Origin of the sequence: Mesorhizobium sp. M0244 (assembly GCF_040321795.1) — a bacterium.
In the GTDB taxonomy this organism is placed as follows: Bacteria; Pseudomonadota; Alphaproteobacteria; order Rhizobiales; family Rhizobiaceae; genus Mesorhizobium.
Genome location: NZ_JAMYSE010000011.1, coordinates 53,379 through 68,712, shown reverse-complemented (window position 1 = coordinate 68,712; position 15,334 = coordinate 53,379). Strand labels below are relative to the sequence as shown.

At 63.6% G+C, this 15,334-nt stretch carries 13 protein-coding genes, 1 tRNA gene and 1 pseudogene; 10 read left to right on the top strand and 5 right to left on the bottom strand.

Annotated elements, in window-relative coordinates:
• Nucleotides 1-11: 11 nt before the first annotated feature.
• The 3 genes from NKJ08_RS11020 to NKJ08_RS11010 form a co-directional block, all read right to left on the bottom strand.
• Entirely contained in the window at nt 12-521 is a 510-nt protein-coding gene (locus tag NKJ08_RS11020) for a DUF1579 domain-containing protein (protein ID WP_352524631.1), read from the bottom strand.
• Nucleotides 522-622: 101 nt separating this feature from the next.
• A complete protein-coding gene (gene hisN / locus NKJ08_RS11015) occupies nt 623-1,396 on the bottom strand; it encodes a histidinol-phosphatase (RefSeq protein WP_352524633.1) in 774 nt (257 codons plus the stop codon).
• Nucleotides 1,397-1,743: 347 nt separating this feature from the next.
• Nucleotides 1,744-2,685 carry an N-formylglutamate amidohydrolase gene (locus tag NKJ08_RS11010; protein WP_352524634.1) on the bottom strand — a complete coding sequence of 314 codons (942 nt, stop codon included), beginning with the start codon at nt 2,683-2,685 and terminating at the stop codon, nt 1,744-1,746.
• Nucleotides 2,686-2,838: 153 nt separating this feature from the next.
• On the opposite strand from NKJ08_RS11010, the gene cpdR reads away from it, so the two are divergent.
• Nucleotides 2,839-3,201, top strand: coding sequence for a cell cycle two-component system response regulator CpdR (cpdR, locus tag NKJ08_RS11005; protein WP_006199474.1), 363 nt, complete (start codon nt 2,839-2,841; stop codon nt 3,199-3,201).
• 104 nt (nt 3,202-3,305) lie between these two features.
• A tRNA-Val gene (locus tag NKJ08_RS11000) sits at nt 3,306-3,380 on the top strand.
• A 90-nt stretch (nt 3,381-3,470) separates the two neighbouring features.
• Here NKJ08_RS11000 and fcl read toward each other — a convergent pair.
• Together fcl and NKJ08_RS10990 are read right to left on the bottom strand one after the other, a co-directional pair.
• Nucleotides 3,471-4,433 carry a GDP-L-fucose synthase gene (gene fcl, locus NKJ08_RS10995; protein WP_352524635.1) on the bottom strand — a complete coding sequence of 321 codons (963 nt, stop codon included), beginning with the start codon at nt 4,431-4,433 and terminating at the stop codon, nt 3,471-3,473.
• Between the two features lie 165 nt (nt 4,434-4,598).
• A complete protein-coding gene (locus NKJ08_RS10990) occupies nt 4,599-5,753 on the bottom strand; it encodes a dihydrodipicolinate synthase family protein (RefSeq protein ID WP_352781758.1) in 1,155 nt (384 codons plus the stop codon).
• 242 nt (nt 5,754-5,995) lie between these two features.
• Here NKJ08_RS10990 and NKJ08_RS10985 point away from each other — a divergent pair.
• The 8 genes and pseudogenes from NKJ08_RS10985 to NKJ08_RS10950 all read left to right on the top strand — a co-directional run bounded on the left by NKJ08_RS10985 (nt 5,996) and on the right by NKJ08_RS10950 (nt 15,334).
• Nucleotides 5,996-7,051, top strand: a pseudogene (locus NKJ08_RS10985) (LacI family DNA-binding transcriptional regulator).
• A complete protein-coding gene (locus NKJ08_RS10980; protein ID WP_352781757.1) occupies nt 7,048-8,064 on the top strand; it encodes a Gfo/Idh/MocA family protein in 1,017 nt (338 codons plus the stop codon). Before NKJ08_RS10985 ends, NKJ08_RS10980 begins: the two are co-directional and overlap by 4 nt.
• Nucleotides 8,061-9,662 carry an acyl CoA:acetate/3-ketoacid CoA transferase gene (locus NKJ08_RS10975; RefSeq protein WP_352781756.1) on the top strand — a complete coding sequence of 534 codons (1,602 nt, stop codon included), beginning with the start codon at nt 8,061-8,063 and terminating at the stop codon, nt 9,660-9,662. Before NKJ08_RS10980 ends, NKJ08_RS10975 begins: the two co-directional genes overlap by 4 nt.
• The gene (locus NKJ08_RS10970; RefSeq protein ID WP_352781755.1) at nt 9,655-10,431 is read left to right on the top strand and encodes an enoyl-CoA hydratase/isomerase family protein; all 777 of its coding nucleotides are present in this window, start codon (nt 9,655-9,657) and stop codon (nt 10,429-10,431) included. Before NKJ08_RS10975 ends, NKJ08_RS10970 begins: the two co-directional genes overlap by 8 nt.
• A gap of 25 nt (nt 10,432-10,456) precedes the next feature.
• Nucleotides 10,457-11,968 (top strand): aldehyde dehydrogenase family protein, encoded by a 1,512-nt coding sequence (locus NKJ08_RS10965; protein ID WP_352781754.1) that lies wholly within the window; start codon nt 10,457-10,459, stop codon nt 11,966-11,968.
• Between the two features lie 59 nt (nt 11,969-12,027).
• Nucleotides 12,028-13,281, top strand: coding sequence for an ABC transporter substrate-binding protein (locus NKJ08_RS10960; protein ID WP_352781753.1), 1,254 nt, complete (start codon nt 12,028-12,030; stop codon nt 13,279-13,281).
• A gap of 152 nt (nt 13,282-13,433) precedes the next feature.
• On the top strand, nt 13,434-14,393 hold the full coding sequence (locus NKJ08_RS10955; RefSeq protein ID WP_352524644.1) for a carbohydrate ABC transporter permease: 960 nt from the start codon (nt 13,434-13,436) through the stop codon (nt 14,391-14,393).
• Entirely contained in the window at nt 14,390-15,334 is a 945-nt protein-coding gene (locus NKJ08_RS10950) for a carbohydrate ABC transporter permease (RefSeq protein ID WP_352524645.1), read from the top strand. Before NKJ08_RS10955 ends, NKJ08_RS10950 begins: the two co-directional genes overlap by 4 nt.

Sequence of the window (15,334 nt, the reverse complement as noted above, 5' to 3'; positions counted from 1 at the left end):
CTTGTCCGGCTTCAGGCCATGCGGGCAAAATCCATGATCCAGTTGGTCTCCCATGTCTTGCCGCCGTCCGGCGAAAAGGCCTGCTCCCAGCGTGCCGACCTGTCCGTGATCCGCGACCACAGGAAGCGGACCTGGATCGGCTGGCCGTCGAAGACATCTTCGCACAGGAACGTGCCGACGCCCGCCACGAAAGTGCCGCGCATCGGAACATCGATGGTCGACGGATTGCGGCCGTCGATCCACCAGATCGACCATTGCCTCGCCGCCGGGTCGAAGGTCCGCAGGGTGGCGGCGCGATAGGGCCCGCCGGGCAATTCAATCCAATTGTCGTCGACATTGCCGAGGCCGCCAAGGATCGCCCGCACGTCGCACGTGCCGCCAAACACATCCCAGTTGCTGTCGCCCTGCAGCCGCTTCTGCAACCTTCGATGGCCGACGGTCCAGCGCCCGAAGAAGAAGTCGAAATCGCTCCGCCCGTCCGCCGGAGCATCGGAATGGCTGGCTGCTGGCTGCCTCGGCATCTATTGTCCTCCCCGCTGACAGCGTTCCATAGCGCATGCCAACTGACATCATCCTGTTAGGAGGTATGGCAACGATCTCGCCTGGGCAGCAATGCCCAATCTCAGCCGCGCAGCGCCGCCATTGCTGCCGCGTGCAGCTCCGGTGTCGCCGCCGCCAGGATGTCGCCGCCCTTTTCCGCCGGCCCGCCTTCGAAGGTGGTGACAACGCCGCCCGCCTTCTCGATGATCGGGATCAGCGCCACGATGTCGTAGGGCTTCAATCCGGGATCGGCGACGATATCGACGCTGCCCGCCGCCACCATGGCGAAGGCGTAGCAGTCGGTGCCGTAGCGGGCGAGTTGGACCTGTTTCTCGAACAGGTCATAGCGCAGACGCGCGTCGCCCTTGAACAGAGCCGGCGTGGTGGTGAACAGCGTCGCCTCGGCGAGATTTGTCGTCTTGCGCGTCGTGAGTTTTCGCGGGCCGCCCGGGCCCTCATAATGCGAGCCGGAGGCATTGGCGTAGAACAGCTCGCCGGTGAAGGGCTGCGACATCATGCCGGCGACGGCATCGCCGTCGACCGTCAGCCCGACCAGCGTGCCCCATACCGGCAGGCCGGAAATAAAGGCGCGTGTGCCATCGATCGGATCGATCACCCAGACATGCCGGCTGGAGATGTTTTCGCTGCCATGTTCCTCGCCGAGAATTCCGTGATCGGGGTATTGCGCGTTGATCAGCGCCCGGATGGCGCGCTCGGCCTCACGGTCGGCCTCGGTGACCGGGTCGAAGCTGCCATGCTCCTTGTTGGCGACCGCGCCCTGATTGCGGAAGCGCGGCAAGGTCTCGGCTGCGGCGGCACGCGCAATGCGCCGCATGAACTCGATGCTGATGTCCAACTGATTCTCCCGCTCCAGCATGTCTGAGATGCCCGTTTGCCCCATGGTTTTATGCCGAAACAAGGGGGTTTTTTGCCGAAACAAGGGCGTTCAGAGACTTTCGCGCAGTGTCAACTGTTGCTCAAATGCAACGCAGTCATCACGGAAATGCAATTTCCACTTCACAGTGAATTAAAAAGCCGGAACGCGCCTTGACATTTGTGCAGCGCACAATACGTTTGTTCTCGGACAGGGGTTCCTGTCCATGCCCTCCTTGGGCGTTTCCTCCCTAGACTTCGACCGTGTCGTGCAAACGATACGGTCTTTTTTTACGCTGCCTCATGAGCGGCGAATGCCGCGATTCGGCGCTATTCGGCAGCCAACGGCAGATCGACGAAATGGTGATCCGGCATCGCCATCAGCTCGGCCGAAAACCGTGCCAGGTCGTCGGCGAGCGCATCGAACCCGGCCGACTTTTGGAACGTCCGCTCGTTCATGTAGAGCCCGCGATTGACCTCGATCTGCAGCGCATGCAGATGCCGCACCGGACGGCCATAATGCTCGGTGATGAAGCCGCCGGCGTAGGGCTTGTTGTGGGCGACGCTGTAGCCCATGCCGGTGAGCAGGCCGATCGCCGTCTCGGTCAACGCCGCCGCGGCGGAGATGCCGAAACGGTCGCCGACGATGAAGTCCGGCCGCAATCCGCTGTCGCCAACTCTTATGCTTGCCGGCATCGAGTGGCAGTCTATCAGCACGGCGTAGCCGAAGCGCGCATGCGTTCTGGTCAAGAGCCGCTTCAGCGTCTCGTGATAGGGCTTGTAGACCGCTTCGATGCGCGCGACGGCTTCTGCCAGCGGCAAGCGGCCGGAATAGATGTCAAGCCCCTCGCCGACCAGCTTGGGCACGGTGCCGAGCCCGCCGGCCACCCGCGCCGAGCGGATGTTGCAGAAGGATGGCACCGGTTCGGCGAACATGCGCGGGTCGAGTTCCCACGGCTCCCGGTTGACGTCGAGATAGGCGCGCGGGAAGTTTGCCGCCAGCATCGGCGCCCCGAGCGCGACGGCACCGCCGAATAATTCCTCGACATAGCAGTCCTCGGAGCGGCGGATGGCGTTGCGGTCCAGCTTGGCCATCGCCATGAACCGGTCCGGATAGTAGCGGCCGCTATGCGGCGAGTTGAAGAGGAAGGGAACGCGCTGTTCGGCGCCCGATCGGATTTCGAAGGGTGGAACGACCGAAAAATCCTCGGCTGCCGTTTTCAATTTGAACGAACCCGGAAATACCAATGCATCATGATAGGAAAGTGCCACCTCGCCGCCCGCATGTCCAGCCGCCGAAGCGCAAGCCAAAACAGGATTGTGCGCCCAACGTTCACTTGATGTTTACCGTCGCCTCCTCATATACAGCATGGTTAACGGGCTTGCCGAACGGCATTGTCGGTTGGGTGATTCGGACGGGACAAGATGGCACGCATTCTGCTGGCGGAAGACGACGACGACATGCGCCGGTTCCTCGTCAAGGCGCTGGAGCGCGCCGGTTATCAGGTCAGCGATTTCGACAATGGCGCCAGCGCCTATGAGCGGCTGCGCGAGGAACCCTTTTCGTTGCTTCTGACCGACATCGTCATGCCGGAGATGGATGGCATCGAGCTCGCCCGCCGCGCCACCGAGATCGATCCCGACCTCAAGGTGATGTTCATCACCGGCTTTGCCGCCGTTGCGCTGAACCCCGATTCCAAGGCGCCGAAAGACGCCAAGGTACTATCGAAGCCGTTCCATCTGCGCGACCTCGTCAACGAAGTCGAAAAGATGCTGCAGGCCGCCTGACGCGCTTTTGTCGCGTCTTTAACCGACGCGACAAGCCGGTCATTCTTTCCCTTTTCCCGCTATTGACGCGCTGAACCAAAAATGGTGTATGCGCGGCTTCGGATGGGCGTGTAGCTCAGCGGGAGAGCACTGCATTGACATTGCAGGGGTCACAGGTTCAATCCCTGTCACGCCCACCATCCAGATAATCCGTCAATTGGCCGTCAGTATTCTCATCGGCGGGCGTTTCCGGCTCATCAGTCCTGATGCCGAGCTCGCCAATACCAGCCTCAGGCAGCGCCGAGGCGGAGATCGCCGGTTTCGACGTGCTCAAGAAACCAGGCATAGGTCTGTTCCAATCCGCTGCGCAGTGAGTGGCGCGGGCGCCAGCCGGTGGCGAACAGGCGCGACACGTCCATCAGCTTGCGCGGCGTGCCGTCCGGCTTCGTCGGATCGAATGTGATTGTGGCATCGGCGCCGGCGACCGACACGATGGTGCGGGCAAGGTCGGCAATGGTGATGTCTTGCCCCGAACCGACATTGATGTGGCTGTCGCCCGCATAATTCTTCAGCAGCCAGACCAGAGCGTCGGCAGCGTCGTCGACATGCAGGAACTCGCGCATCGGCGTGCCCGAGCCCCACACCTCCAAGGTCTTGCGGCCGGCGCGCCTGGCCTCGTGCGCCTTGCGCATCAGAGCGGGCACGACATGGCTGGAATTGAGGTCGAAATTGTCGCCCGGACCGTAGAGATTGGTCGGCATCGCCGAGATGTAGTCGACGCCGTATTGGCGCCGATAGGCCTGGCACAGTTTCAGCCCGGCGATCTTGGCGATCGCATACCATTCGTTGGTGGGTTCGAGCGGGCCGGTTAGCAAGGCGTCCTCGGAGATCGGCTGCGCTGCGAATTTGGGATAGATGCAGGAGGAACCGAGAAACAGCAGCTTCTGCACCTCGTTACGAAAGGCGCTCTCGATGACATTGTTCTGCATGACGAGGTTGTCCTGCAGAAAATCGACAGGAAGCCTGTTGTTGGCCAGGATACCGCCGACCTTGGCCGCCGCCATCACCACCGCATCCGGCTTGTGGTCGGCCATCCAGCGCCGCACGCCGGCCTGGTCGAGAAGATCGAGCTCGGCGCGCGAGGCGGTCAAGACCTCGCAATCCTCGTCGGCCAATCTGCGCAGGATGGCCGAGCCGACCATGCCGCGATGTCCGGCCACGAAAACGCGCTTGCCCTGAAGGTCGAAGGTCATCAGCTTACCCCAATGCAGAACGGCAGCTATGCCAGTTGGCCGGCAGAGCGCCGGATCGGCTTCTCTGCCTGCCGGACGCATACCGCATACAGATTTGCCCAGACAAGGCAAATCGCAAAACCACCCAAACCAGGCTTATGGATCGCACGCTGCAACGTCTTGCAATCAGACGCCCGCTACCGCGCAGAGGCTTGTCATTCTGGCGATGGCGAGTTCCGGCTCGGCCAGCAACCCCGCCTGATCGGCAAGTCGAAAGACATCGGCATAGTGACGGATGCCGCGCGCCGATTGCATGCCGCCGACCATCGAAAAATGCTCCTGGTGGCCGTTCAGCCATGCCATGAAGACGATGCCGGCCTTGTAATATTCGGTCGGCGCCTCGAAGATTTTGCGCGACAGCGGCACTGTCGGGGCCATCAGCGCGTCATAGCCGGCGCGGTCGCCGGCGGCCAGCTTTGCCAGCGCCGCATTGGCGACCGGCGCGATGGCATCGAAAATGCCGAGCAGCGCGTGCGAATGTCTCTCGCCGTCCCCGGCGATCAGCTCGGGGTAATTGAAGTCGTCGCCGGTGAACATCACCACGCCGTCGGGCAGCCGGTCCCTGAGCGCGATCTCCTTGCCGGCATCGAGCAGCGATATCTTTATGCCTTCGACCTTGCCGGCATGGTGTCCGACGAGCGCGACCACCGTATCGAGCGCGGTCTCGAAATTCTTGCTCCCCCAGTAGCCTTTCAGCGCCGGGTCGAACATGTCGCCCAGCCAGTGCAGGATGACCTTGCCGGACGCCTGGGACAGGATTCGGTCGTAGACGCCGATATAATCGTCGGGGCCTTTGGCGACCGCCGCCAGCGCCCGGCTGGCCATCATGATCGCCTTGCCGCCAAGGCCTTCGATGAAGCCGAACTGCTCTTCATAGGCCGCGACGACATCGTCGAGCGTGCTCGCGGCCCCCGGCACCAGATGGTCGGTGCCGGCGCCCGACGCGAGATCGGCGCCCTCGACGCTTTGCGCCGCGATAATCGAGCGGCGGATCAATTCCCTGGCGTTTGCCCAGTCGAAACCCATGCCGCGCTGTGAGGTGTCCATCGCTTCGGCGACGCGGAAGCCGAGCCGCCACAAATGATGGCGAAACGCCATCGTCTTGTCCCAGTCGACCGCGGGCCTGGACCACGGATCGGTCATGGCGAGCGGATCGGCGACAACATGGGCGGCAGCGTAGGCGATGCGCGAGAACCGCGCGCCGGCCACGGGCTGCACCGGCTGGCCGACGAGCCGGTAGCGGGTGCGGCGGCCGCCCTCCCCGGGCAAGGTGATGTCCATGGCTCCTCTCCCTTCACGGCTGCCTTAAATGGAACGTTCCAATAAATCAAGATATTTTGTCGCCCTGTCTCGCACGGGCTGGATTGCTGCATTGCAGCAGGAGAAGCCCCGTGCTGCGCCGAATCCCGCTGCAGATTACGCATTTCTCCGAATTCCCAAAAACGCGATTGACTCAAATCCATAGCAGGGATTAGAACGTTCCAATAAATTCATACAAGAAACCACCGGGAGGACAGATCTGGATGGCCAGCCGGGCCAAGGCAACGATACTCGACATCGCTCGCGAGGCGGGCGTGTCCAAATCGACGGTCTCGCTCGTGCTGCAAGGCAGCGGACTGATCCGGCCCGAAACCGCGCTCAAGGTTCGCAAGGCGATCGAGGATGTCGGCTATGTCTATAATCGCGGCGCCGCCAATCTGCGCAAGGCCCATTCCAATGTCATCGGCATGGTCATCAACGACCTCACCAATCCGTTTTTCGCCGAGATGGCGGTCGGCATGGAGCGCGTCTTCCAGTCGGCCGGCATCGTGCCTTTCATCGCCAACACGGCGGAGAGCCCGGTGCGCCAGGAAGAGGTGTTGAAATAGCTGATGGAGCAAGGTGGCGCCGGGCTCGTCGTGTCGCCGGCGCGCGGCACCGCGCCTGGCGCCTTCCGCCGGCTTGAGACCGCGGGCGTTCCGGTCGTCTTCGTCATGCGCCGGCTTCCTGAAAGCCGCATTCCGGTGATCGCGCCCGACAACCATCGCGGCGCCTATCTTGCCACCGCCCATTTGATTGGCAAGGGGCATCGCCGGCTGGCCTTCTTCGGCGGCTCGCCCGATCTTGTCGTCTATCACGAGCGGCTGGGCGGCTTTCGCGAGGCCTGTGAAGCGCTCGGCATCGCACCGGCCGACAGGCTCGTCTTCGAGGGCGAAACCAGCCGCAAGGGCGGCATTGCCTGCCTGGAAACCGCGCTCGCCATGGCCGAGCCGCCGACCGCGGCGCTTTGCTTCAACGATGCGGTCGCCTTCGGCGTCTTGCTGGCCCTGCGCAAGCGTGGCCTGGAACCCGGTGTGGATTTTGCCGTCGTCGGCTTCGACGACGTCGCCGAGGCCGAGCACTATATGCCGGCGCTGACCAGCGTCTCGGTGAACACCGCCGGGCTCGGCGAGCGCGCCGCCCATGTCGTGCTGAAGATGATCCAGTCGCGCACCACGCGCGCCGAGGATCATATCGGCGCCGTCAACCTCGTGGTCAGGGAAAGCTGCGGCCCCGATCGCGATGGAACTCGGCGTGCGGGAATGGGAGACGCGGCATGACCGTCCGATGGGGATTGATCGGCGCCAGCACGATCGCAAGGCAATTCATGATCGGCGCCATCCGCGCGCAGCCGGACGGCGAGATCGCCGCGGTGATGAGCTCCAGCCCGGAGCGCGCCGCCACCTACGCCAGCGAAAACCGCATTCCGGCGGCGGTCTCGGCGCTCGACACCCTGCTCAAATCCGATATCGACGCCGTCTACATCTCGACCACCAACGAATTGCATCTCGAACAGGCACTCGCCGCCATCGAGGCGGGAAAGCATGTGCTTTGCGAAAAACCACTGGCGCTGACCAGCGCCGACGCCCGCAAGATGGTCGCCGCCGCCAGGGCTGCCGGCGTCGTGCTCGGCACCAATCACCATCTGCGCAATGCCGGCTCGCATCGGGCGATGCGCGCAGCGATCGCCGCCGGCCGCATCGGCGGGCCGATCGCCGCACGCGTCTTCCACTCTGTCTATCTGCCGGAAAACCTGCAGGGCTGGCGCATCACCAGGCCGGACGCCGGCGGCGGCGTGGTGCTCGACATCACCGTCCACGATGCCGACACGCTGCGCTTCGTGCTCGGCGACGATCCGGTGGAGATTTCGGCCTTCACGCAATCGGCCGGCATGGCCGCCGGCGGGCTGGAAGACGGTGCCATGTGCCTCTGGCGCTTCGCATCGGGCGTCATTGCCCAGTCGCATGAGGGCTTCACCACCAAATTCGCCGGCACCGGCTTCGAGGTGCATGGCAGCGAAGGCTCGCTGATCGCCAGGGACGTGATGACGCAGAAGCCGGTCGGCTCGGTGTTGCTGCGAACGGCAACGGGCGAGGAGGAATTGAGCTTCGACCGCGAAGACCTCTATGCCCGTTCGCTGCGCCAATTCCACGCGGCGATCCGCGGCGAGGGCCAGCCGTCCGCCACCGGCGCGGACGGCGTCTGGTCGCTGACCGCGGCCGAAGCGGCATTGCAGTCGGCCAGGTCCGGCAAGGCCGTCGCCACCGACCCGAAGCTCGGGAGCGCCGCGTGAGCAAGCTCGTCTCCGCGGCTGACGCTGCCGGCCTGATCAAAGATGGCATGATCGTTTCCGTGTCGTCATCGAGCGGCCTCGGCTGCCCGGATGCAGTGCTTGCCGCGATCGGCGAGCGCTTCAACGTCGAAGGCCATCCCAAGGATATCACGACGCTGCACCCGATCGCCGCTGGCGACATGTACGGCATCAAGGGCATTGATCACCTGGCCAAGCCCGGCCTTTTGAAGCGCACTTTGTGCGGTTCCTATCCGTCCGGCCCGTCATCGTCCGAACCGCCGCAGATCTGGAAGATGATCGGCAACAATACGGTCGCCGCCTACAACGTGCCGTCCGGTATCCTGTTCGACATGCATCGTGAGGCCGCCGCCAAGCGCCCCGGCGTGCTGACCAAGGTCGGGCTCGACACCTTTGCCGACCCGCGCCACCAGGGCTGCGGCATGAATGCTGCCGCCAGCGAGCCGATCGTTTCGGTGCAGCAGTTCGATGGCGAGGAGTGGCTCTATTTCCGCTCGATCGTACCTCAGGTCGCGATCATTCGCGCCACCACCGCCGACGAGCGCGGCAACCTCACCTATGAGCATGAAGGCGCCTATCTCGGCGGCCTCGAACAGGCGCTGGCCGCCCGCAACAATGGCGGTATCGTCATCGCGCAGGTCAAGCGCGTCGTCGAGAACGGCACGCTGAAGCCGCACGATGTGCGCGTGCCCGGCGTGCTGGTCGACCATATCGTCGTGGCACCCGACCAGTTGCAGACGACGCTGACGCCCTACGATCCGGCCATCTCCGGCGAGATCTTCCGGCCGCTGTCGAGCTTTCGCAACGCCGAAATGAATGTCCAGAAGGTCATTGCCCGGCGCGTCGCCATGGAGCTTGCCGACGGCATGGCGGTCAATATCGGCTTCGGCATCTCGGCCAATGTGCCGCGCATCCTGCTCGAGGAAGGCCAGCACGGCAAGGTCACCTGGGTCATCGAACAGGGCGCGGTCGGCGGCGTGCCGCTGCTCGACTTCAAGTTCGGCTGCTCGTCGAACGCCGACGCCTTCATGCCCTCGCCACACCAGTTCATCTATTTCCAGGCTGGCGGCTTCGACGCCTCGCTGCTGTCCTTCCTGCAGATCGACCGCCACGGCTCGGTCAACGTCTCCAGGCTTTCGGCGCGGCCGCATGTCACCGCCGGCGCCGGCGGCTTCGTCGACATCACCGCGCGGGCGAAGAAGATCGTCTTTTCTGGTTTCTTCAATGCCGGCGCCAAGCTGTCGCTAGCCGATGGCGGCATCCGCATCGACCAGGAAGGCAAGGTCAAGAAAGTCGTCGGCGAGGTCGAGCACATCTCATTCTCCGGGAAGCGTGCCGTCGCCCAGGGACAGGACATCACCTATGTCACCGAGCGCTGCGTGATGAAGCTGACGCCGGCAGGGCTGATGGTGACCGAGCTGGCGCCAGGTGTAGACTTGGAGCGCGATGTGCTGGCGCAGGCCGAGATCCCACTCGCCGTCGCCAACGATCTGAAGACGACGCCGGAGGCGCTCTACCGGGACCGGCCGATCGGCCTGTCGCTCAATGGCGGCGCCTCGCTTGGAGGCGCGCATGGCTGAGCGTCTCGTCACCTTTGAAACTGACGGCGCCATCGGCATTGTCACGCTGCGCCGGCCGGAGAAATTCAACGCGCTCGACATCCCGATGCTGCGGGCGCTCGAAGAAGCACTCGACGAGGCCGAGACGGCGGAAGGCGTCCGCGTCGTGCTGATCTGCGGCGAGGGCAAGGGCTTTTGCGCCGGTGGCGACGTCGAGGCTTGGGCAGCCATGAGCGCTGTCGATTTCCAGGTGCAATGGGTGCGCTACGGTCACCGCGTCTTCGATCGGCTGGCGCGGCTGCGGCAGCCGACGATCGCCGTGCTTGCCGGCCATGCGCTGGGCGGTGGGCTGGAACTGGCGGCTGCATGCGACTTCCGCGTAGCGGAAACACAGGTGAAGCTGGGTTTCCCCGAGACCTCGATCGGCGTCGTTCCCGGCTGGTCCGGCACACAGCGCGCCGTGCGCCGCTTCGGCGCCCAGGCGGTGCGGCGGATGGCGCTCGGCGGCGAGGTGTTTCTGGCAAGCGAGGCGATGACTCTGGGGATCGTCGACCGGGTGGTTGAGACCGGTAAGGCGTTCGCCGAAGCCAGGGCCTGGGCCGGCAAGATCGCCGAGCGCGGGCCGCTGGCGACCGAGGCCGCCAAGCTGATGATTGCCATTGCCGAAGGCGAAGAGAGTGCTGCCGCGACCGAAGCGCTGGCCAGCGGCTTCATCGCGCTGACAAGCGATCTCAGGGCCGGCGTCGAGGCTTTCAAAGCCAAGCAGAAGCCGCCGTTCTCGAGATCATAAAATGCGAGCAGAACCTGGAAATCACATGAACGCGCCCCTCAACATTGCTATGCCCGCCGAGGCAGCCGCAGCGCCGAAAAGCTACCGGTTGCTGATCGACGGCAAGTTCGTCGATGCCCAGGACGGCCGCACGCTGGAGCGCAGCAGCCCCGGCCACAGCTTCACCGTTTCGCGCTATGCGCAAGCCGGCGCGGCGGACGTCGAGGCGGCGGTACAGGCCGCGCACAAGGCCTTCGAGACCGGCCCGTGGCCGCGCGTGAAGGCCGGCGAGCGCGCCGCGATCCTGCTCAAAACGGCAGACCTGATCGAGGCGCGGCTCGAGGACATTGCCCGGCTCGATGCACTGGAATCCGGCAAGCCGATCGCCCAGGCGCGCGGCGAGATCGGCGGCGCCGTCGACATCTGGCGCTATGCCGCGGCACTCGCCCGCACGCTTCACGGCGAAAGCTACGCCAATCTCGGCGATGCGATGCTCGGTGTCGTGCTGCGCGAACCGATCGGCGTCGTCTCGATCATCACGCCGTGGAATTTTCCCTTCCTGATCGTCAGCCAGAAACTGCCCTTCGCGCTCGCTGCCGGCTGCACGGCGGTGGTCAAGCCGAGCGAAATGACGTCGGCCTCGACGTTCGTTCTCGGCGAGATCCTGATGCAGGCCGGTCTGCCGGACGGCGTCGTCAACATCCTTGCCGGGCTGGGCACCGATGTCGGCGCACCGATGGTCAGCCACCCGCTGGTCGAGATGGTGTCGTTCACCGGCTCCACCCGCGTCGGCAAGATGACCATGGCGTCTGCCGCCAACTCGCTGAAGAAAGTCTCGATGGAGCTCGGCGGCAAGAACGGCCAGATCGTCTTTCCCGATGCCGACCTCGAAGCCGCCGCCGACGCGGCGGTATTCGGCGGCTTCTTCAACGCCGGCGAATGCTGCAATGCCGGCAGCCGGCTGATCGTCCATGAGGCGATCGCCGACGAGTTCCTCGGCGCAGTAAAGGCGCTGACTGCCAAGGTGACCGTCGGCGACCCGCTCGACGATCGCACCAAGGTCGGCGCGATGATCTCCGCCGACCATGTGGCCAAGGTCACCGGCTACGTGACGGCAGCGGAAAACGAGGGCAGCCGGATCTATAGCGGCGGCAAGCAGCTTGCTTCGAGCGCCGGCCAGTATCTTGATCCGACCATCGTTCGCGACGTCACCGAAGACATGGCCATTGCGCGCGAGGAAGTGTTCGGTCCGGTGCTCTCGGTGCTGACTTTTGAATCGATTGAAAGGGCGTTGCACATCGCCAACAACACGCCCTATGGTCTGTCGGCGGGCGTGTGGAGCGCCAGCATCGATACCTGCATGTCGGTGGCGCGGAATGTGCGTTCGGGAACCGTTTGGGTGAACACGTTCATGGAGGGTTATCCCGAGCTGCCTTTCGGCGGCTACAAGCAGTCCGGTCTCGGACGCGAACTCGGCAAGCGCGCCGTCGAGGATTATACCGAGGAAAAGACAATCCAGTTTCATCGCGGCCAGCGCACCGGATGGTGGGTCGGCTGAGTTGGGAAGAACCCGGTGGGCATCCGCCGGTCGTGTAAGTTCAACAAGGGAGGAAGTACATGTTGCGCAAACTGCTTATCGGGACGGCTCTCGCATCGGGCGTTGCGTTCGCGGCCCATGCCGAGGACGTCAAGGAAGTCCAGATGCTGCATTGGTGGACGTCGGGCGGCGAAGCTGCCGCTCTGAACGTGCTCAAGCAGGATCTGGCCAAGGAAGGCTTTGCCTGGAAGGACGTGCCGGTGGCCGGCGGTGGCGGTGACCCCGCAATGGTTGCGCTGAAGGCAATGGTGGCTGCAGGCAATCCGCCGACCGCCTCGCAGATGCTCGGCTACACCGCGCTCGACTATGCGGCGGCCGGCAAGATGGGCGATATCACCGCTATCGCCGTCAAGGAGGGCTGGGACAAGGCTGTTCCCGCGGCGCTGCAGAAGTTTACCGTCTATGACGGCAAATGGGTCGCGGTGCCTGTCAACGTCCATTCGGTCAACTGGTTGTGGATCAACAAGGCTGTGATGGACAAGATCGGCGGCACCGAGCCGAAGACCTTCGACGACCTTATTGCGCTGCTCGACAAGGCCAAGGCGGCCGGCGTCATTCCGCTCGCCCTCGGTGGCCAGAACTGGCAGGAAGCCACCATGTTCGACTCGGTCGTGCTGTCGACCGGCGGACCTGAGTTCTACAAGAAGGCCTTCAACGACCTCGACGACGCATCGCTCAAGTCCGACACGATGAAGAAGTCGTTCGACAACCTCGCCAAGCTGGTCACCTATGTCGACCCGAACTTCTCGGGCCGCGACTGGAACCTCGCCACCGCCATGGTCATCAAGGGGGATGCCCTGGTTCAAGTCATGGGCGACTGGGCCAAAGGCGAGTTCCACGCCGCCAACAAGATCCCGGGTACCGATTTCCTGTGCTACCGCTTCCCGGGCACCGACGGCAGCGTCGTCTACAATTCCGACGTGTTCGGCATGTTCGACGTATCTGACGACCGCAAGGCCGCCCAAGCCGCACTTGCCACCGCCACTTTGTCGAAGAGCTTCCAGTCGGCCTTCAACGTCGTCAAGGGCTCGGTTCCGGCCCGCACCGACGTACCGGACACCGACTTCGACGCCTGCGGCAAGAAGGGCATCGCCGACCTTAAGGCCGCCAACGAGAAGGGCACGTTGTTCGGTTCGCTGGCCCAGGGCTATGGCGCCCCGCCCGCGATCGCCAATGCCTACAAGGATATCGTGACCAAGTTCGTCCACGGCCAGATCAAGACCTCGGACGAGGCCGTGACCGAACTGGTCAAGGCGATCGACGACGCCAGGTAAGGCCACGCACGAAAAAGACCTTCCCCGCTCCGGCGGGGAAGGTTCCAATCCGCAGATATGGTCGACCACGCGGTCGATCAAAACCCCGTCTGCACCGGGCCGTCTTCCCGCTTGGCGGTGAAAGCACGGACGACCCAGAACGGGAGGAGCTCATGAGTACGGTTGCGACAAGCCAGATCAAGCTGACGCCGGAGCACAATGCTCGTCCGCGCGCCTCGGTGCGTTCGCGCCTGCAGGATGCGCTGCCGAAGATCGTGCTGGCGCCGAGTTTCGCCATCACCATCGTCTTCGTCTACGGCTTCATCCTGTGGACGATCTATCTGTCCTTCACCAATTCCAAGACCTTCCCGTCCTATGCCATCACCGGCCCGCGCGCCTACCAGCGGCTGTGGCGTTGGACCTTCGACATCGACCCGCCATCGAGCTGGTACACGTCGATCACCAATATGGGCATTTTCGGCTTTCTCTACATCTTCATCTGCCTGGCGCTCGGCCTGTTCCTGGCCATCCTGCTCGACCAGAAGATCCGCGGCGAAGGCATGTTGCGGCCGATCTATCTCTACCCAATGGCACTGTCCTTCATCGTCACCGGCGTTGCCTGGAAATGGTTCCTCGACCCCGGCCTTGGCCTCGAGCAGACGCTGCACCAATGGGGCTGGACGAGCTTCCATTTCGACTGGATCAAGAACAAGGATTTCGTCATCTACACCGTGGTCATCGCCGGCGTCTGGCAGGCGTCGGGCTTCATCATGGCGATGTTCCTGGCCGGTCTGCGCGGCATCGACGGCGAGATCATGAAAGCGGCGCAGATCGACGGCGCCACTACCTTCCAGCTCTACCGCCGCATCGTCATCCCGCTGCTGCGGCCCATTTTCCTTTCGGCCTTGATCGTGCTCGCGCATCTCGCCATCAAGTCCTACGATCTGGTCGTCGCGCTGACCAGCGGCGGGCCTGGCGGCTCGGCCTGGCTGCCGTCGAACTTCATGTATGAATACACCTTCAAACGCAACGAAATGGCCGTCGGCTCGGCCAGCGCCGTGATCATGCTGATGACCATAACCGCGATCATCGTTCCCTACCTCTACTCCGAGCTCAGGGAGAAGCCGCGATGAGCGCCTTGGCAACGCCTGCCCGCCAGGGCACTGGCGGTATCAGCGCCAGGACTATTAATCGCATCGTCATCTACGGGCTGCTGGCGCTGTTTGCGCTGTTCTACCTGATGCCGCTGTTCGTCATGCTGGTGACCTCGTTCAAGACCATGGACGAGATACAGAACGGCAACATGCTGGCGCTGCCGCAAGCGCCGACCTTCGCACCCTGGATAAGGGCGTGGAGCGAAGTTTGCTCGGGTCTCACCTGCGTCGGCATGAAGGGCTATTTCTGGAACTCGATCAAGATGGTGGTTCCGGCCGTCATCATCTCGACCCTGCTCGGCGCGCTCAACGGCTATGTGCTGACGAAGTGGCGCTTTCGCGGGGCGACGCTGGTGTTTGGGCTGATGCTGTTTGCCTGCTTCATCCCGTTCCAGTCGGTCCTCTTGCCGATGGCAACGATCCTCGGCAGCTTCGGCCGGTTCGGCGTCAAGCTGCAGAATGCGACCGGCCTTACCTTCGGCTTCGGCAATCCGACCGTGAACCTGGTGTTCGTCCACGTCGTCTACGGCATCGGCTTCACGACCCTGTTCTTCCGCAATTATTACGAAGCGTTTCCGAACGAGCTGGTGAAGGCGGCGCAGATCGACGGCGCCAGCTTCTTCCAGATCTTCCGGCGCATCATGCTGCCCAACTCGCTGCCGATCATCGTGGTGACGGTGATCTATCAGTTCACCAACATCTGGAACGACTTCCTCTTCGCCTCCGCCTATGCCGGCTCCGGCGACGTGATGCCGATGACGGTGGCGCTGAACAACGTCGTCAACACCTCGACCGGCGTCGTCGAATACAACGTCAACATGGCGGCGGCCATGATCGCCGCGCTGCCGACGCTCCTCGTCTATGTGCTCGCCGGCCGCTATTTCGTGCGCGGCCTGATGGCTGGCGCCGTTAAAGGATAA